At 61.1% G+C, this 17,525-nt stretch carries 19 protein-coding genes and 1 other annotated feature; of the genes, 5 read left to right on the top strand and 14 right to left on the bottom strand.

Going from position 1 to position 17,525, the window contains the following annotated elements:
- Window positions 1-15: 15 nt before the first annotated feature.
- The gene (gene hisG / locus K7H21_RS09475) at window positions 16-915 is read right to left on the bottom strand and encodes an ATP phosphoribosyltransferase (protein ID WP_004122431.1); all 900 of its coding nucleotides are present in this window, start codon (window positions 913-915) and stop codon (window positions 16-18) included.
- 47 nt (window positions 916-962) lie between these two features.
- Window positions 963-1,085, bottom strand: a sequence feature (His leader region).
- The gene (gene hisL / locus K7H21_RS09480; RefSeq protein WP_009654477.1) at window positions 1,061-1,111 is read right to left on the bottom strand and encodes a his operon leader peptide; all 51 of its coding nucleotides are present in this window, start codon (window positions 1,109-1,111) and stop codon (window positions 1,061-1,063) included. It overlaps the preceding feature by 25 nt.
- 175 nt (window positions 1,112-1,286) lie before the next feature.
- Here hisL and K7H21_RS09485 point away from each other — a divergent pair, with 175 nt between their 5' ends.
- From K7H21_RS09485 to K7H21_RS09500, 4 genes are all read left to right on the top strand, one after another.
- A complete protein-coding gene (locus K7H21_RS09485; protein ID WP_004122430.1) occupies window positions 1,287-2,111 on the top strand; it encodes an SDR family oxidoreductase in 825 nt (274 codons plus the stop codon).
- Window positions 2,112-2,148: 37 nt separating this feature from the next.
- Window positions 2,149-3,039, top strand: a complete 891-nt coding sequence (locus K7H21_RS09490; protein WP_142469839.1) for a LysR family transcriptional regulator — start codon at window positions 2,149-2,151, stop codon at window positions 3,037-3,039.
- A 235-nt stretch (window positions 3,040-3,274) separates the two neighbouring features.
- Window positions 3,275-3,337 (top strand): membrane protein YoeI, encoded by a 63-nt coding sequence (gene yoeI, locus K7H21_RS29335; protein ID WP_096335043.1) that lies wholly within the window; start codon window positions 3,275-3,277, stop codon window positions 3,335-3,337.
- Window positions 3,327-4,685, top strand: coding sequence for an APC family permease (locus K7H21_RS09500; protein WP_004122426.1), 1,359 nt, complete (start codon window positions 3,327-3,329; stop codon window positions 4,683-4,685). Before yoeI ends, K7H21_RS09500 begins: the two co-directional genes overlap by 11 nt.
- 73 nt (window positions 4,686-4,758) lie before the next feature.
- Here the strand turns inward: K7H21_RS09500 and K7H21_RS09505 are convergent, their stop codons facing one another.
- The 4 genes from K7H21_RS09505 to nifL all read right to left on the bottom strand — a co-directional run bounded on the left by K7H21_RS09505 (window position 4,759) and on the right by nifL (window position 9,891).
- Complete coding sequence (locus K7H21_RS09505) at window positions 4,759-5,262, bottom strand: nitrogen fixation protein NifQ (protein WP_004122425.1); 504 nt, start codon at window positions 5,260-5,262, stop codon at window positions 4,759-4,761.
- Window positions 5,262-6,668 carry a nitrogenase cofactor biosynthesis protein NifB gene (nifB, locus tag K7H21_RS09510; RefSeq protein WP_223035740.1) on the bottom strand — a complete coding sequence of 469 codons (1,407 nt, stop codon included), beginning with the start codon at window positions 6,666-6,668 and terminating at the stop codon, window positions 5,262-5,264. The genes K7H21_RS09505 and nifB overlap by 1 nt, the downstream gene beginning before the upstream one ends.
- A gap of 164 nt (window positions 6,669-6,832) precedes the next feature.
- Window positions 6,833-8,407: a nif-specific transcriptional activator NifA gene (nifA, locus tag K7H21_RS09515; protein ID WP_223035741.1), complete on the bottom strand. Its 1,575-nt coding sequence runs from the start codon at window positions 8,405-8,407 to the stop codon at window positions 6,833-6,835.
- Window positions 8,404-9,891, bottom strand: coding sequence for a nitrogen fixation negative regulator NifL (gene nifL, locus K7H21_RS09520; RefSeq protein ID WP_123829122.1), 1,488 nt, complete (start codon window positions 9,889-9,891; stop codon window positions 8,404-8,406). Before nifL ends, nifA begins: the two co-directional genes overlap by 4 nt.
- 321 nt (window positions 9,892-10,212) lie before the next feature.
- Between nifL and K7H21_RS09525 the strand changes: the two genes are divergently transcribed.
- Window positions 10,213-10,743, top strand: coding sequence for a flavodoxin (locus K7H21_RS09525; RefSeq protein WP_112167177.1), 531 nt, complete (start codon window positions 10,213-10,215; stop codon window positions 10,741-10,743).
- Between the two features lie 23 nt (window positions 10,744-10,766).
- On the opposite strand, the gene nifM is transcribed toward K7H21_RS09525, so the two are convergent.
- The 8 genes from nifM to nifN all read right to left on the bottom strand — a co-directional run bounded on the left by nifM (window position 10,767) and on the right by nifN (window position 17,519).
- Window positions 10,767-11,567 (bottom strand): nitrogen fixation protein NifM, encoded by an 801-nt coding sequence (nifM, locus tag K7H21_RS09530; protein WP_004122413.1) that lies wholly within the window; start codon window positions 11,565-11,567, stop codon window positions 10,767-10,769.
- Complete coding sequence (locus tag K7H21_RS09535) at window positions 11,564-12,010, bottom strand: nitrogen fixation protein NifZ (RefSeq protein WP_087828818.1); 447 nt, start codon at window positions 12,008-12,010, stop codon at window positions 11,564-11,566. The genes nifM and K7H21_RS09535 overlap by 4 nt, the downstream gene beginning before the upstream one ends.
- Window positions 12,007-12,267 (bottom strand): nitrogenase-stabilizing/protective protein NifW, encoded by a 261-nt coding sequence (locus tag K7H21_RS09540; protein ID WP_004122407.1) that lies wholly within the window; start codon window positions 12,265-12,267, stop codon window positions 12,007-12,009. The genes K7H21_RS09535 and K7H21_RS09540 overlap by 4 nt, the downstream gene beginning before the upstream one ends.
- A complete protein-coding gene (gene nifV, locus K7H21_RS09545) occupies window positions 12,267-13,409 on the bottom strand; it encodes a homocitrate synthase (protein ID WP_139529788.1) in 1,143 nt (380 codons plus the stop codon). Before nifV ends, K7H21_RS09540 begins: the two co-directional genes overlap by 1 nt.
- A gap of 14 nt (window positions 13,410-13,423) precedes the next feature.
- Complete coding sequence (gene nifS / locus K7H21_RS09550; protein ID WP_223035742.1) at window positions 13,424-14,626, bottom strand: cysteine desulfurase NifS; 1,203 nt, start codon at window positions 14,624-14,626, stop codon at window positions 13,424-13,426.
- 30 nt (window positions 14,627-14,656) lie between these two features.
- On the bottom strand, window positions 14,657-15,481 hold the full coding sequence (nifU, locus tag K7H21_RS09555) for a Fe-S cluster assembly protein NifU (RefSeq protein WP_223035743.1): 825 nt from the start codon (window positions 15,479-15,481) through the stop codon (window positions 14,657-14,659).
- 195 nt (window positions 15,482-15,676) lie between these two features.
- A complete protein-coding gene (locus tag K7H21_RS09560; RefSeq protein ID WP_004122400.1) occupies window positions 15,677-16,147 on the bottom strand; it encodes a NifB/NifX family molybdenum-iron cluster-binding protein in 471 nt (156 codons plus the stop codon).
- The gene (gene nifN, locus K7H21_RS09565; protein ID WP_223035744.1) at window positions 16,134-17,519 is read right to left on the bottom strand and encodes a nitrogenase iron-molybdenum cofactor biosynthesis protein NifN; all 1,386 of its coding nucleotides are present in this window, start codon (window positions 17,517-17,519) and stop codon (window positions 16,134-16,136) included. The genes K7H21_RS09560 and nifN overlap by 14 nt, the downstream gene beginning before the upstream one ends.
- Between the last annotated feature and the right edge of the window lie 6 nt (window positions 17,520-17,525).

The following is a 17,525-nucleotide window of genomic DNA, read 5'->3' on the forward strand; positions in this document are numbered from 1 at the left end:
GACCGACCCGCCGGATTACTCCATCATCTTCTCAATCGGCAGGACCAGAATGGAGCTGGCGCCCAGCGCTTTCAGTTTTTCCATGGTTTCCCAGAACAGGGTTTCGCTGCTCACCATGTGCATTGCCACGCGCTGCTTGTCGCCGGCCAGCGGCAGAATGGTCGGGCGCTCGGCGCCGGGCAGCAGGGCGATCACTTCTTCCAGGCGTTCGGTCGGCGCGTGCATCATGATGTATTTTGATTCGCGGGCCTGAATCACCCCCTGAATACGGGTCAGCAGGCGGTCGATCAGCTGCTGTTTGCTATCGGCCATCTCGCCGTCGCGCTGGATCAGGCAGGCTTTGGAGCGGAACATCACTTCCACTTCGCGCAGGCCGTTCGCTTCCAGAGTCGCCCCGGTTGAGACCAGGTCGCAAATCGCGTCGGCCAGACCGGCGCGCGGGGCCACTTCAACCGAGCCGTTCAGCAGGCAGGATTTGAACGAGATGCCTTTCTGGTCAAGGTAGCGCTTCAGCAGATGCGGGTAGGAGGTGGCGATGCGTTTGCCGTCCAGTGCCGCCGGGCCGTCCCAGGGTTCATCCGCCGGGGTCGCCAGCGACAGGCGGCAGCCGCCGAAGTCGAGACGACGCAGGGTGAAGTAGCGCGGGTCTTCGCCCTGAGCGCGGCGGCTCAGCAGCTCTTCCTCCAGCACGTTTTCGCCGATAATCCCCAAATCGACCACGCCGTCCATGATAAGGCCCGGAATATCGTCATCACGCACGCGCAGAATATCGATGGGCATATTTTCCGCCAGCGCGATCAGGCGCTGGGTGTGGAGATTCACTTTGATGCCGCAACGGCTGAGTAATTCGCGTGAATCTTCGCTTAAACGCCCTGATTTCTGAATAGCTATGCGTAAACGGCTGTTGTCTAACATTCTTATTTTCCTCTGTAACCCTGTCTGAATCTGTCCGAATTCGGTCCAAAAAAAAGCCCCCGGAAGCGAATCTTCCGGGGGCTCTCTTTGCGTTCATGCACCACTGGAAGATCCAAACGTCTTCCAGCACACATCGCCTGAAAGACTAGTCAGGATGATGGTGATGATGGTGGTTTTTAAATTGAACGCTGTTCATAAAATTCTCTGTGAATGACTATGCATTTGATGCCTTTTAACCTAAACCACTTTACTCGCATAAAGCAAGGGCTTTTTTCTATCATTAATTCATTTCATATTGACCGAAGAAATTGTCAGTTGCCGCCAGCTGGCGTAGCCTTAAGTCAGCACAGCGAAAAGTCAGGAGCAAGGGGATGAAAAAGGTCGCGATTGTAGGTTTAGGATGGCTGGGTATGCCGCTTGCGCTGTCGTTGATGTCGCGGGGATGGCAGGTGACCGGCAGTAAGACCACGCAGGATGGCGTGGAGGCGGCGCGGATGTGCGGCATCGACAGCTATCCGCTGCGACTGGAGCCGCAGCTGGTCTGCGACACCGAGGATCTGGATGCCTTAATGAACGTCGACGCGCTGGTGATTACTTTACCGGCTCGGCGGACCGGTCCCGGAGAGGAGTTTTACCTTCAGGCGGTACAGGAAATCGTTGATACCGCGCTGGCGCATCACGTGCCGCGCATCATATTCACCAGCTCAACGTCGGTTTACGGCAACGCCAGCGGCACGCTGAAAGAGAACTCCCCCCTTAATCCGCAAACCGCCAGCGGACGGGTGCTGAAAGAGCTGGAGGACTGGCTGCATAACCTTCCAGGCACCTCGGTGGACATTCTGCGCCTCGCCGGGCTGGTGGGGCCGTCCCGTCATCCGGGGCGCTTCTTTGCCGGGAAATCCGCGCCGGACGGCCAGCACGGCGTCAACCTGGTGCATCTCCAGGATGTGATCGCCGCGATCGAACTGTTATTGCAGGCTCCGAAAGGCGGGCGCATCTATAATATATGTGCGCCTAAGCATCCCGCGCGCGGCGTCTTTTATCCGCAGATGGCCCGCGAGCTTGGGCTTCCCGTCCCCGTATTCTCTGATAACCCGGAGAACGGTAGCGGCAAGATCGTGGATGGCAGCCGTATTTGCAACGAACTGGGGTTTGAGTATCAGTACCCCGATCCGCTGGTGATGCCGATGGAGTAATGCGCCAGCGGTGAATCGCGTACCGTAAGGGGGAGCGATGAAACCACTGCTGGATGTGCTCGTCATCCTTGATGCCCTCGATAAAGAGGGCAGCTTTGCCGCCGCCTCGGCGAAGCTCTATAAAACGCCCTCGGCGCTGAGCTATACCATTCATAAGCTGGAAAGCGATCTCAATATTCAACTTCTCGACCGCAGCGGTCACCGGGCGCGCTTTACCCGTACCGGGCAGATGCTGCTGGAAAAGGGGCGCGACGTGCTGCACACCGCCCGCGAACTGGAAAAGCAGGCCGTCAGGCTGCATCAGGGCTGGGAAAATACGCTGATACTCAACGTCGACGCCACCTTTCCGTTCCCGCTGCTGGCCCCGTCGATCGCGGCGTTTTATCGCCAGCATCACGCCACCCGCCTTGAATTCCGCCGCGATACCCCAGGCGCAAACTGGCAGATGCTGATGGAAGGGCAGGCGGATCTTCTGCTGGGCGTACTGGGCGACCCGCCGGCGCTCAGCGGCTGCGCCTCGATTCTGCTGGGAGAGGTGGCGCAGGCGTTTGTTGTTGCGCCCCAGCATCCGCTTGCGCAGATTGCCGGTCCGCTGGGATGGCGGACGCTGCGCCGCCATCGGGCGATTACCACCGACGGCGCGTGGCCGCAGGCCGAAGGCCAGGAGAGCCTGACGGTATTCGATCTTCCCGCCCAACTGATGCTGCTGTGCGCCGGACTGGGCTGGAGTTATTTACCGCTATTTCAGGTGCAGGCATTAATCGCCCGCGGCGAGCTACTCATAATAAAAACGACGGTCCCCGAACCGGTCAATCGCGCATGGATAGGCTGGAATGAAGACGTTTGCGGGCAGGCGGGAGAGTGGTGGCGAAAGGAGATATTAGCAAATAGTGCTATCCATCAGGTCTATAATACTAAAATCGTATGAATATTAATCTGTTAGAGAATCACCGGGATTATTAAGCCTTGTAACATCTTGTCATCGGGCCAGCAGTTGTTGCAAAATACGCGTCCTGAAAATCAGAAACTGGCCGACGCTTTTTTAAAGTGTCGGTTATTTTTTTGGTTGAAAGACACATCATTCAATACCAAGAGGCCGGGCTTCGTACCGGATAGATATTTACTAAAAACCGACAGTGGTTGTCGCTGAGGAATACAAAGAAATGGGGCAATTTTTTGCTTACGCGCTGGCGTTCACCGTAAAAGGGGATAACTATGTCGCATAACGCTACTCCAAAAACCTCTCGCGTGGAATTACGTAAAACGCTTACGTTAATTCCGGTTGTCATGATGGGCCTGGCCTATATGCAGCCGATGACGCTGTTCGATACGTTTGGTATCGTCTCTGGATTGACTGATGGTCACGTTGCGACGGCTTACGCCTTCGCACTGATCGCCATTCTTTTCACGGCGCTGAGCTACGGTAAACTGGTTCGCCGTTTCCCGTCGGCGGGTTCCGCTTATACCTACGCACAGAAATCCATTAGCCCGGCCGTTGGCTTTATGGTGGGCTGGTCATCGCTGCTGGACTACCTGTTCATGCCGATGATCAACATTCTGCTGGCCAAAATTTACTTTGAAGCGCTGGTGCCTTCTATTCCATCGTGGATCTTCGTTGTCGCGCTGGTGGCCTTTATGACCATCTCCAACCTGCGCAGCATCAAGACCGTGGCGAACTTCAATACCCTGATCGTTATCCTGCAGATGGGTATCGTGGCGGTGATTGTTGGCCTGATTATCTACGGCGTTATGCACGGCGAAGGCGCGGGCACGCTGACCAGCACCCGTCCGTTCTGGTCTGAAGGCGCGCACGTGGTGCCGATGATTACCGGCGCGACCATCCTGTGCTTCTCGTTCCTCGGCTTTGACGGCATCTCTTCGCTGTCTGAAGAGACCAAAGACGCGGAGCGCGTGATCCCGAAGGCTATCTTCCTGACCGCGCTGATTGGTGGCCTGATCTTTATCGGCGCTTCCTACTTCCTGCAGCTGTACTTCCCGGACATCTCGCGCTTTAAAGATCCTGACGCTTCGCAGCCTGAAATCATGCTGTACGTAGCGGGCAAAACCTTCCAGTGGGGCGTGCTGATTTTCTCCAGCGTTACCGTGCTGGCATCCGGCATGGCCGCGCATGCGGGCGTTTCCCGTCTGATGTACGTGATGGGCCGCGACGGCGTGTTCCCGACGCGTTTCTTCGGCTACGTGCATCCGAAATGGCGTACTCCGGCGTGGAACGTGCTGCTGGTTGGCGCGATTGCGCTGCTGGCGATTAAATTCGACCTCGTCACGGCGACAGCGTTGATTAACTTCGGCGCGCTGGTGGCGTTCACCTTCGTTAACCTGTCGGTGATCTCCCAGTTCTGGATCCGTGAAAAGCGCAACAAAACGCTGAAAGACCACTTCAACTATCTGATTCTGCCGGTGTGCGGCGCGCTGACCGTCGGCGCACTGTGGATCAACCTCGAAGAGAGCTCCATGGTTCTCGGCCTGATCTGGGGCGGTATTGGTCTGGTCTACCTGGCCTGCGTGACCAAAAGCTTCCGCAACCCGGTACCGCAGTACGAAGACGTCGCGTAATCACGTTTGATGATGTGAAAAGCCGGAGGGAAACCTCCGGCTTTTTTGTTTGCAGTCTCCCTTCGGGAAACGGTTACTCAAAACAGGCGCTGCGTTCCCAGCACTCGTCGCAGCTTGGCGAACGGCAGATAACTTCTCCCTGCTGCAGCAAACAGCGCTGACGATAAAAGAACTTTTTCCAGCGCATATTGTGTTCGTTCATCACCACCAGCTGCGGAAAGCAGTCGCTCATCAGCAGGCGTAATTCGGCGCGCGACGCCAGACCAAGATCCTGCCAGAGATGGTTAAACGCCAGCGAAACCTCGGCGATAATCTGCGCCATCGGCCCGGCATCCTGCTGCATCCAGCCCGCCAGCCACGCGCCCAACTGCTGGCGCTCCTCTTCGCGGGTGGCGTTGAGCTCCGCCATCAGGCGGCGGCGGGTGAGCGTCTCGCCGTCGAGCGGCGTTTCAGCCTCGCCCAACCGCCGGCGCAGCGCCTGCCAGTCGCGCGGGCTAAGACCCATGCGCAGAGGAAAGCTGCCTTGACCCGCGTGATACAGCAGCCATAAGCGCCTCAACCAGTCGAGCGGCGGCATCAGGCGACCCCCTTATGCGGTAACGCGGCAGGCCAGCTCCCCCGACGCTGTTGCCACCACGCGGGCAGCACTTCGGAGACCGGCCGCCACGCGCCGTCAATGCACGGTTCAATGCCTTCCTGTTCCAGCTGTTGCCACGGCGTATGGCCGATACGTACGCAGAATACGGCTTTAACGTCCGCCAGCAGTTCGAGGATCGCCGCAAACCGGGCTGCGTTATCCTGCGGCTCGCAGTCATCGCGCCCCTGACAATATTTGGGCGTAAAGCGCTCGTTGACCAGCACCATGCCGGCGGCCGAGAGGCTGTAAATGTAGAACCGGTCGGCGTGGCCAAAGTGACAATCAATGACGTCCCCGCGGCTTGACGCCACGGCGACCAGGCAGGCGTCGTCGGCTTCAGATTCGCCGCGGGTCGCAATGCTGGCGTGCAGCTGCGCGCGCTGGTGGAGGATCGGCAGCCAGGGCGGGAGGCTCTCTGGCGCCGGCAGCTGGGTAAACTGCTGGCTGCGGTCTTCGCCGAGCATCCCGATGGCGTCGGCGCGACACTGGTGGCAGTGGGTCATCTGCGGCATCACTTCGCCGCACCGGCTGCGGGTGGCGGCGAGCATCTCGGCGTCCGGCTCCGGCTGGCCGTTGAGGCCAAATACCGTGCCGTGCTCCGGCCTGGCGATCAGCGGCATAATATTATGGATAAACGCGCCGCTGGCCCGCAGCGCGCGGCTCACGTCGGCCATGCCGCTATCGTTGATGCCGGGGATCAGCACTGAATTTATTTTCACCAGCACGCCTTTGGCGGTCAGCCTGCGTACGCCCTCAAGCTGACGGGCAATCAGGATCTCTCCCGCTTCGCGCCCGCTGTAGCGTTCGCCGTCCAGCCATAGCCAGGCGTAGATTTTCGCGGCAATCTCCGCGTCGAGGGTGTTAATGGTGACCGTGACGTGGTCAACGCCGACATCCAGCAGGCGGTCCACCGCGTCAGGCAGCATCAGTCCGTTGGTCGACAGGCATAATTTCAGGTCCGGCAGCTGTTCGCGGATCAGCTCCAGGGTACGAAAGGTGCGGGCGATATTGGCGAGCGGATCGCCGGGCCCGGCGATGCCCACCACCGAAAGCTGCGGGATCGCCTGCGCGACCTGACGCACTTTCACGACCGCCTGTTCAGGCGTCAGCAGCGTTGACGATACCCCGGGGCGGGACTCGTTGCTGCAATCGAATTTGCGGTTACAGTAGTTGCACTGCAAATTGCAGGCAGGCGCAACGGGCAGATGCATCCGCGCGAAACGGTGATGCCCATTGCGAGAGTAGCAGGGGTGCGCGGCAGCTTTATCGGCCACAAGCGGCGTCAATGCGCTGTCATCCGCCGGGCGGCAGGCTTTGCCGCCAGAAAAAGAGGAGCAGGAAGTCATGGTCGTACCTTCGTGGTTGGGCGATACCTTCCTGCTGCAAATGCTGTACCAGAGGTCAATTTCGCAACCGCATGAAAAATAGACTCTTTAACCGGCAACCCGCGTCCCTGAATTGTCGCAATTCCGCCGCGCTGGCGACAATGTCCTGAATCTCACATAAGGCTTCACAGTCGCGGCATGGTGATATCCATAATCTGAATGCGATACGCCACCTGGCGCGGGGTCATGCCGAGCAGCCGCGCCGCTTTGGCCTGCACCCAGCCCGCTTTTTCCAGGGCGGCAATCAGCCGCTGGCGCTCGTCGAGGCTGTTATCAAGCCAGCCGTCCTCCGCCGGACCGCTGCTGGCGAGCGCTTTCGGCGGGTTATCTCGATGGTTGAACAGAATCACGTCCCGGTCAATCAGGCCGCTTTCCGACAGCACCGCCGAACGTTCGAGACAGTTTTCCAGTTCGCGCACGTTCCCCGGCCAGCTGTACTCCATCAGCAGGCGAATCGCCCCATCGCTGATGCGCAGCGTTCGCCCCTGGCTGTGGGCGATTTTTCGCACCAGAAAGTGCGCCAGCTCGGCGATATCCTCCTGGCGTTCGCGCAGCGGCGGCAGCGCGATAGGCATTACGTTCAGGCGGTAGTATAGATCCTCGCGAAAATGACCCAGCCGCACTTCCTCTTCCAGATGGCGGTTGGTCGCCGCAATAATGCGCACGTTGACGCGCAGGGTTTCGTCGCCGCCGACGCGCTCCATCTCCCCCTCTTGCAGAATACGCAGCAGCTTAGCCTGAAACGAGGCGCTGCTTTCGCCGATCTCATCGAGGAATAAGGTGCCGCCGTCCGCCAGCTCAAAGCGGCCTTTCCGCTGGCGCACCGCGCCGGTAAATGCGCCTTTCTCATGACCAAACAGCTCGCTCTCCAGCAGGTTGTCCGGCAGCGCCGCGCAGTTAAATTTGACGAACGCCGCGGCGGCGCGCGGAGAATTATGGTGGATGGCGTTGGCGATGAGCTCTTTCCCGGTGCCGCTCTCGCCGCGAACCAGCACCGTGGTATCCCAGCGGGAAACCTGACGAATAATATCCATAATTTGCCGCATCGCCGGGCTTTTACCGACCATATTCTCCAGGCCGAAACCGCGCGAAGGGGTACACGCCCGCGGGCGCTCTACTCTGGGGCTCTGCTGCGGCGGCTGCACGGCGGAGGTCGGCAGGATCATCAGGCGAATCGTCTGGGCGATCAGATTGGCGACGGTTTCGAGAAAGCGCGTGCAGGCGGGCAGCCGCTCTTCCTGACGCGCCATCGGCTGCGCCGCCAGTACGCCGATGGGCCGGGAGTGGGGGCCCATCAGCGGAACGGCGATAAACGGCAGATCATAGTCGTACAGGCTCAGCCGATCGAGAAAACGCTGGTCGTCGGCGACGCGTGGCAGCACCAGCGACTGGCCCTGCGCCAGTACGGTACCGACTAATCCTTCCCCCGGCCGGTAGCGAATTTGCGTACCGCCGGGCAGCGTCTGGTTTTCCGTTTGCTGCAGCGCTTCGATGCTCAGGATCTCCTGCTGGCTGTCGTACAGGCAAATCATCCCGTGCTGCATAAACGCATCGTTATGTAGCACGCTCAGGACCTCCTGCAGGGTTTTGCTCGCTTCGGTGGCGCGGCTCAGCACCACGCTTATCCGCTGCATGGCGGTAAACTGCTGGGAGAGATCGAAACGTCTGACGGTGGTGTCCGAATCGGATTTATGGATCATTGCTCACCTCCGGTCAGGGTATTAAACAGCGGGAAACGCAGAACCAGGCTGGTGCCTCCCTGGGGTCGCGAAGCCAGTTCAATCGCGCCGCTGTGGTAGGCGACCAGCGTTTGGATCAGCCGCAGCTCCATCCCTTTGCCGGGAGAGTTTAAGGCATCCGGGGAGTGGGCGTAGCGCACCTGCAGCAGCGGGACATTGTCGTTGAGATAAAAAGAGAGCCAGCCCTCGTCCTCTTCGGCGTAAAGTTCGATCTCCAGCGGTACGGAGGGCAGCTCGGCGGCGAGGGCCAGCGTCCGGTCGAGCCATAAACTCAAGCAGGCCAGCAGCTGGGTACGCTGGCCGAAGCCGACCAGATGCGGCGATGCCATGTCCACCTGCAGCCGCGCGCGATCGTCAAAGCGGGTGCGGTAAAGGGCGTACAGGTCGTCAAAAAAGGGCTGAAGCGGCCAGACGGCATTGCTTTCCAGCTCAAGCGAAGGACGGCAGCGCTGCAGGCGCGCCATGGCCTCTTCACCTTCGCGCCACGCCGCATCCAGCGCCACGTTGCCGCTGCCTTCGCCGTTCAGCCGGCGGGCCGCCGCCAGCATGTTGATTGGGCAATTAAGCTGAATCAGCGCCGCGTCCAGCGACTCGCGAATCGCGGCCAACAGCTTACCGGCGGTCATCTGCTGTTTCAGACGGTCGAGCCGGCCCTGTTCCTGCTGCTGGCGCTGCTGGGTGCAGTCGGCGATCACCACCAGCGTGCGCGCCGGGGCGCTGTCGACGAAGTAGCGGCTGGCTTCTTCACTCACGCCGGGCAGCGCCCAGCAGGTCACCGACAGCCAGCGGACCGCGCCGCGAACCACCACCGGCAGGATTTGCTCCGCGCCGGGCCCCATTTTGCGCGGTGAAACCTGGAGCTCGACCAGCAGCTCTTTCCCACCGCAGTCCGCGCAGAACGTTTTGTAGGCGAGATTATCCATCACCACCCGATCCTGCTCATCCACCACGACCACGGCGGCGGGGATGTTATTGAGCACCGCTTCCATTAGCGTCATATGATTGCGCAGCCGCTGTTCCAGGGTATAGCTGACGCTAATATCCCGCTGCATCGCCAGATAATGCTCCAGCTCGCCCTGCGGATTCAGCACCGGCGTGATATCGATATCCACCAGATACAGGCCGCCGTCGCGGCGCTGATTAATCAGCTGACCGCGCCACGGCTGGCGCTGGAGCAGGGTTTGCCACATCTCCTGGTAGATCTCGCGCGGCGTCTGGCTGCTGGCCAGCAGACGCGGATTTTGATTGAGCAATTGCGCCAGCGAGTATCCAGTCTGGCGGCAAAACGCCGGGTTGGCGTAGATGATATTCGCCCGGGCATCGGTGAGGGAAATCGCTACCGAAGCCTGTTCGACCATTGTAAAAAACAGCCCCGGATGTTGTTGAGTCAGCGCACCGGCAATCGCCTCGGGTACGGCGTTATCGAGCATCATATTCAGGGTCATCGCAAACTCCTGTGTCGCAGTTATGACAATTTGTCCGACACCGTGACAGGGACGCCGCGGTGTTTTCCGAACGGTGATAACCATGCAAACCGTGCGCCCTTATCGGCGTAATAAGCAGAAACATTGATCCGGTAGGGGAAAAGCAGGCGCTTTTTGCATTTCAAGCGCCCCGCCAGCCCCGCTGCGTGCGGCGGGAGGGGGCTAAAGCGATCGTTTTGGGGCAAGGATGGGCCGCGGTAGTGCAAAGAAACCTGGCACAGCCTTCGCAATACCCCTGTGAGAACGCGTGTTTTCAACCCCCTTTTCTGACAGGAGCGCAACATGGCGAACATTGGTATTTTCTTTGGCACCGATACCGGTAAAACCCGCAAAATCGCGAAAATGATCCACAAGCAGCTGGGCGAGCTGGCGGATGCCCCGGTCAACATTAACCGCACGACGCTGGACGACTTTATGGCCTATCCGGTGCTGCTGCTGGGCACGCCGACGCTCGGCGACGGCCAGCTGCCGGGGCTGGAGGCCGGATGCGAAAGCGAATCATGGAGCGAATTTATCAGCGGCCTCGACGACGCCAGCCTGAAAGGAAAAACCGTGGCGCTGTTCGGCCTCGGCGATCAGAGAGGCTATCCGGACAACTTCGTCAGCGGGATGCGCCCGCTGTTCGACGCCCTAAGCGCGCGGGGAGCGCAGATGATTGGCAGCTGGCCAAATGAGGGTTATGAATTCAGCGCGTCCTCGGCGCTGGAAGGCGACCGTTTTGTTGGGCTGGTGCTGGATCAGGATAACCAGTTCGACCAGACCGAAGCGCGTCTGGCGAACTGGCTTGAGGATATTAAACGCACCGTGCTGTAGGCGTTAACGGGTAGCCGCTGAGGCTACCCGCACAGTCCCGGCTGACGGGAGATCATCTGTTCCAGCCACTGGCGCTGATGGCGCTGCTGGCTCTGCTGCCAAAGATAATCGCGCGCGCTCTCCAGCGCCTGCTGCGGCTCCATGGGCGCAGCGGGGCGAATCGCTTCGCACCATAAAAGATGCCACCCCAGCTCGCTGGCGATGGGAAGGCTTAGCGCGTTTTCCGCCAGTGAAAACAGCGCGGTCTCGAGCTGCGGATAGAGCAGGCCGCGGCTAATCCAACCTAAACGACCCTCTTCCAGGGCGCTTGGGCAGTGGGAATGGCGGTGGGCCAGCGGAGCGAAAGCGTCCCGCGAGGCGTTGATTTGCCGGTACAGACCGAGGATCCGCTGGTGCACGGCTTCGCGGTCGCCATCGACCGTCAGCAGCAGGTGGCGGGTCAGACGCTGTTCCGGGCGCATAAACTGCGTCTGGTGGCGCAGATACCACGCCTGTACCGTGGAGAGGTCCGGCTGCGGCGCCTGGCGGGCAATATCGGCGAAGGCGAGTTCCAGCCGGGCGTGATGGCGCACGATGGCAGCGCGTTCGGGCTGAGTAAAATCCCCCTCGTCGAGCCAGATAGTAAGGGAGGCGGCGATATTCTCCAGCAACGCCTCCGGAACATCGCCTTCAGGGACCCGCGCGACGATCGCTTGCTCCATATGGCACTGGCGTTGCCAGGCCTGTTCAAAAGCCGGCGTATCGGCCGGATCCAGGGCCGCCGGATCGCGATTCCAGCGGCTGCGCGCCAGCCGCTGCCGGGCAAAACGTTGCCATGGGTTCATTCTTCTCTCTCCTCTGCAAGGGCGATGGCCTGCGCCGGGACTCTGAACCAGCGGCCGCTAAAATCGACGGTGTAGCTATCGCCGAGCTCTCCCCGATCGGTAGCCTCAATGCGTCCCCGCTGGCCGGCGCTCACGACCACATCACCGTTGACCGCGAGCGCCATCTGGCAGGTCACGCTATCCCCGTATTGCAAGTTTCCTGCCAGCCACGGCTGGGTGATGGGGATCAGCTCCTGTTCGCGGCAGCCGATGATCCGATCGGTTTCCGGAAAGTGGATCTGGTAGATAATCTGATCCTGCAAAAAAACGCCCCAGTCGCGGACAAAGCCGGTGCTGCCGCGCCTGACCAGCAGCGCGCCGGGCGCGAAGCCCGCCACGGTGCCGTCGTTACGAATCGCGCGTACGACGCGGACCTCTTCGCTAAAGGTGAATTTTGGTCTCATGTTCCGCTCTCCTGAAACTGTTGCTGATAGCTCTCCGCGAGCAGTCTTCGCGCCAGCAGCCAGGGCGCGCGGTCGTTATCCTCGAGCCGGTTTTGCAGCGGCACCTCCGCGCGGAGTTTGCGATGAAACGTTGCCAGCACCGGCAGGCTGCAGCGGCCAAGCAGCTCGGGCTGATAGGGGACGGCGAAAAACTGAAAAAAAGATTCGGCGGAGCGAAGTTCGTCCACGCCGGGAATTTGATAAAACCACTCCATCATTACCCCCTCGCCCGCAGGGCGGATTCACCGCACAGCTCATCGTAGATAGCCACCAGCTCGTAATCTTTCGGGTTGCGCTTCCAGTTCTCGGCGAAGCGGCGGATGGCGGGCAGCAGCTGGTTAATCTGCGCGGCGTTGAGGTGATAGCCCATCTGGTCAAAAACGCCGTTGACCGCCTGACGCCCTGAGTGTTTGCCCAGCACCAGCCGGTAGCTGCGGCCCATCAGGGAAGGGGCGATGGACTGGTAGCTCTCGCTGTCGCGCAGCAGCGCCGCCACGTGGACACCTGACTCATGGGTAAACACCAGCTCGCCGACCAGCGGCTGCTGCGGGTCGATGGCGCGCTGGGCGGCTTCCGCGACCCTCTGACAGAGCGCGGGCAGCGCCGAAAAATGCACGCCGGTCTCCACGCCCAGACAGCGTTCAAGGCCCAGCGCGACGGTTTCCAGCGCCGCGTTGCCCGCCCGCTCGCCGAGACCGAGTACCGTCGTATTCACGCTGGTGGCCCCGGCGCTTACCGCCGCCAGCGTATTGGCGGTCGCCATGCCCAGATCGTTATGGGCATGCATTTCGATCTCGCCGGACCAGACTTCGCGCAGGGCCGAGATTTGCGCCGCGGTGGTAAAAGGGTCGAGCAGGCCGACCGTATCGGCATAGCGCAGGCGGGCAGCGGCGCATTGCTGCGCGACCCCGGCGATAGCGCGCAGGGTCTGGCCGCTGGCCCGCGAGGCGTCCTCGCAGCCGATGCATACCTTCAGGCCGAGGCTATGCGCAAGATGGATAAACATCGCCAGCCGCTCCAGCAGCACCGCCAGCGGCTCGCGCAGTTTGTACTGCCGCAGCTTATCCGAAGCCGGAATCGAGATATCCACCCAGTCGATGCCCAGATCGGCGCTCTGGCGGATTTCCAGCGCGTTCATCCGACACCAGGTCATCAGGGTTGCGTCGGGCAACTGGCGACGCACCAGCTGGATCCGCGCGATCTCCTCGTCGCCCATCGCCGGGGTACCGACCTCCATCGCCGTTATTCCTGCGGCGTAAAGCGCCTCGGCAATGGCGACCTTTTCGCTGGTGCGAAAGGCGACGCCGGGGCTCTGCTCGCCGTCGCGCAGGGTGGTATCGTTAATCAGCACGCGTTCCATCAGCCACCTCCGCCTTAGCCGTAAACCGGCGCGAATACGGCGTCCGCCGGGCGCGGCTTACCGTTCTGCCAGTAGGGCGACAGCGCGCGCAGCCGGTCGATAATCGGCGGCAGCGTGGCGACGACGTAATCGATCTCTTTCTCCCGGGTGTAGCGCGAGAGAGAAAAGCGGATGGTGCCGTGGGCGGCGGTATAGGGAATATTCATCGCCCGCATCACGTGGGAGGGTTCCAGCGAGCCTGAGGTGCAGGCGCTGCCGCTGGAGGCGGCGATCCCGGCCTGGTTTAACAGCAGCAGAATGGCTTCACCTTCAATAAACTCAAAGGCCAGATTCACCGTGCCGGGCACCCGCGGCTGGCCGCCGCCCATCACCATGACCGACGGTACGCTGGTCAGCAGGCGATGCTCCAGCCTGTCGCGCAATTGGCCGATATGCGTCATTCCCGGCAGATGGATATTCGCCAGCTCGCAGGCCGCGCCCATGCCGATGATTCCGCAGATATTTTCCGTTCCGGCTCGCCGGCCGTACTCCTGGTGACCGCCGCGCAGCAGCGGGCGAAAGCGCGTTCCCCGCCGCAGATAAAGACAGCCTACGCCTTTTGGTCCGTGGAACTTATGCGCCGAGCAGGAGAGCATATCGATGCGGGTCTGGCCCACGGCGATCGGTATTTTCCCGACCACCTGCACCGCATCGCAGTGAAACAGCGCCCCTTGTTCATGGGCCAGCTCCGCCATTTCGCCGATCGGGAAAAGCACCCCGGTTTCGTTATTCGCCCACATCACGCTGACGAGCGCCACGCGCGGGCTGAGCGCCGCGCGGAACTGCGCCATGTCCAGCGCCCCCTCGCTATCCACCGCGATGCGATGAATCCGGTAGCCCTGGCGCTCCAGGTGCTCGCAGGCCGCCAGCGTCGCCGGATGTTCGACCGCGCTGGTGATGATTTCGCGACGCTCAGGCAGCAGGGCGATCGCCGAGGCGATGGCGGTGGCGGTGGCTTCGGTGGCGCAGGAGGTAAAGATGATCTCGCTGGGATACTCCGCGCCCAGCAGCGCCGCAGCCTGCTGATGCGCGCGTTCCAGAGCCGCCTGGGCCGGAATGCCAAAATCGTGTATCGACGAGGGGTTGCCGTAAAAATCGGTCAAAAAGGGCATCATCGCTTCCAGGACCATCGGGTCCAGACGGGTGGTGGCGTTGTTATCGAGATAAACCTGTTTCATCTTGTCCCCCTTGGGTCAGTTAACCGCGGCTCAGGCCGCCACCACTTCCATATAACAGCCGGTACGTTCCATCAGTTTTTGCTGCAGCCAGGCCAGGGTCATATCGGTCATCATGCAGCCGCTACAGCTGCCGGAGAGGCTGACGGTCACCTGGTGGTTGGCGACGCTGAGTAGCGCCATGTCGCCGCCGTCGGCCTGAATATGCGGGCGCAGTTCGGCGATGGTATCGACGACGCTCTGCCAGTGCGGATCTTTGCCGCTGGCCACGGCTGGCGTCGTCTGCGGCTGCTGGGCGAGGATCTCCGCCAGCGCCAGCTCAATTTTTTCGTGGCAAGAGGCGCAGCCGCCGCCCGCTTTGGTGTAGTTGATCACCTCGGCAAGGGTGGTCAGCCCGTTGTTCTGTACTGCGCGGCGAATATGCCCTTCATCGACGCCGAAGCATTTGCAGATCAGCTTGCCTTCGTCGTGCTCCTCCTCAAGGCTTTCGCCGCGGAAGTTGGCGATGGCCGCGCGCAGGGCCTCCTGGCCCATCACCGAGCAGTGCATTTTCTCCGGCGGCAGTCCGTCGAGATAATCGGCAATCTGCTGATTGGTTATCTGCCCGGCTTCGGCGAGGGTATGGCCGATAATCAGCTCCGTCAGCGCGGAGGAGGAGGCGATGGCGCTGCCGCAGCCGAAGGTCTGGAAGCCCGCCTCCTCAATGATTTCGCTTTGCGGGTCGACGCGCAGCATCAGGCGCAGCGCGTCGCCGCAGCTTAACGAACCGACGTCGCCTACCGCGTTGGCGTTGTCCACCACGCGCGCGTTGCGGGGGTTAAAAAAATGGTCTTTCACTTTCTCGGAGTAATTCCACATGCTGTCAGCTCCAGGGATGAGGACGGAAAACGCCGGGGCGCGGTTCACCGCGAAAGCGCGGTGGCGATAACGAACTAGCAATTGCGATACCAGAGAATAAAATTAATATTTTTCAAATTGTTGTGTATTTTTCCTGACAAGGTTGGTCCGACAGTGTCGCGATGTTTTGTGGGCTTTGTCACAGAAACGACACGGCTAGCGGCGCGGGTCCGGATCCCCATGCCACTCCTGTTCCTGCAGCAGACGGGTAAAGCGCTCCGGGTCGCGCTGGCGCGTATTTTTGCGCTGCCCTTTGTCGTACCAGTAGAGCTGAATCTCCTGCAGTAAGCCGACGATGGTGGTGTCGGCGGGAACGCGTTCGGCGCGCACGCCCACCTGCAACAGCTGGCGAAAAACCGCGTCGCCAATCGCCACGCAGAACAGCGTGACGCAATCCTCCAGGGCGTGGATCCGCCTGGCGATCTTCTCCGTCTGGTGGCCGTTCTCGACCGAGAAATCAACCACCCGGATTAGAGTGACCCGGTCCGCCTTGACGCCGTACACCACCAGCCGCGGGGTGGCGCCGAAGTGCTGATCGACGTGACGATAGTCAGAGCTGGCGAAGGCGACCTTCATAGACCACTCATCGGAGTGGACCATATCAAACTGACGGTTAATCGGCGGCATAAGCGCCTCCTGTGGAGAGTGACGATTCGGGGTTCTGGCGAAGCGGCGATCGGTAGTGGGCGAGGTGGTGGTGACGCTCGCGCATCAGGTTTGCCAGCTCAAACAGCGTATCGCGCATTCCGCTATATCCCTGGCGCACCCGGCGGAATTCGCCGAGTTTGTCAAAGAGCGGAAAACCCGCGCGCACCAGCGGCAGCGCAAACTGCTCCGCCAGGTCGCGGGCGTGCGAGTTCGCCACCAGCAGATCGGCGGGATGCGCGCACAGCAGGGTTTGCAGATCCTCCAGATCCCCCGGCACCACCCGTTCTACCGGCAGCTGGCGCAGGCTGGGATGACCGGTAGGGGCCACCAGCGGGCCGGGCTGCATCCCCTGGCTGTTGGCGAAGTCACACCACGCCGCCAGCAGATCGCCTTCCGCCGCTATCGCCATGCGCTGGCCCTGGAGCCACATATGGCAGTCGATCATCGCATCCTGTAGCTGGCCGCGCTGGCGTTCCAGCCACTCGGGAACGGCGCGTCCGGAAATTTTCGTCAGTTGATGAATAAAGGCGTCGCAGCGTTCGAGGGTCATCAGGTGCGGCAGGGCGATAACCTCGCCGCGGCAGCGCGGGGCCAGCAGCGATGAGGCGCGATGAAGGGAGACGCCAATGGCGAAGCTACACAGGCTTTGCCCCATCTGCTCTATCTGGCGCAGCGGCGTCCCGCCCTGGGTTAGCGGTGAGAAATCGCCCTGCGCCAGGTGGCCGTCCATCGACTGCGCCAGGTCCGGCAGGATTACCGGCTGCAGGCTGAACGCTTCGACGCATCGGCGCAGCCACTCGATATCGCCCGGCGAACAGAGGTGGCTGACCAGCAGATTGACCCGGCGATTGCGCTGAGCCGGTCGCGGCGCCGGCGGCACCCACTGCTCAATGACGCTCTCTAGCACCGCGCTGAAGCCGTTCTCCATGGAGCCATAAAAATCCGGCGTGTTAACCGTCAATATCGCCACGCCCTTATGCCGGGGATACTCTTCGCGAAACTGGCGAACCACGCGGGAAATATCGCTGCCCTGGGCCTCTGACAGCCCGGTGCTGAGCAGTACGATAGCCTGCGGATTGCAGCGCTGGCAGAGGGTATCCAGGGCGGTAAAAATATTGCCGTCCGCGCCCATAATCGTCGACGTGGGGTCCATCGCCGTCGACTGCAGGGGAACCGGGTCGTGGAAATGTTGAATAAAAAAGACTTTGGCGAAGGCGCTGCACCCCTGCGCGCCGTGGACCAGCGGGATGCTGTGTTCGATCCCAAGGCTCGCGAGGATCGCGCCGAGCGGCTGGCCGGTTTTGATAGGGCTGACCGCCAGCGGTTTATCGGTGCGGAAAATGTCTGCCATGATGAG

It is taken from the genome of Klebsiella sp. CTHL.F3a, from assembly GCF_019890895.1.
GTDB lineage: Bacteria > Pseudomonadota > Gammaproteobacteria > Enterobacterales > Enterobacteriaceae > Klebsiella > Klebsiella grimontii.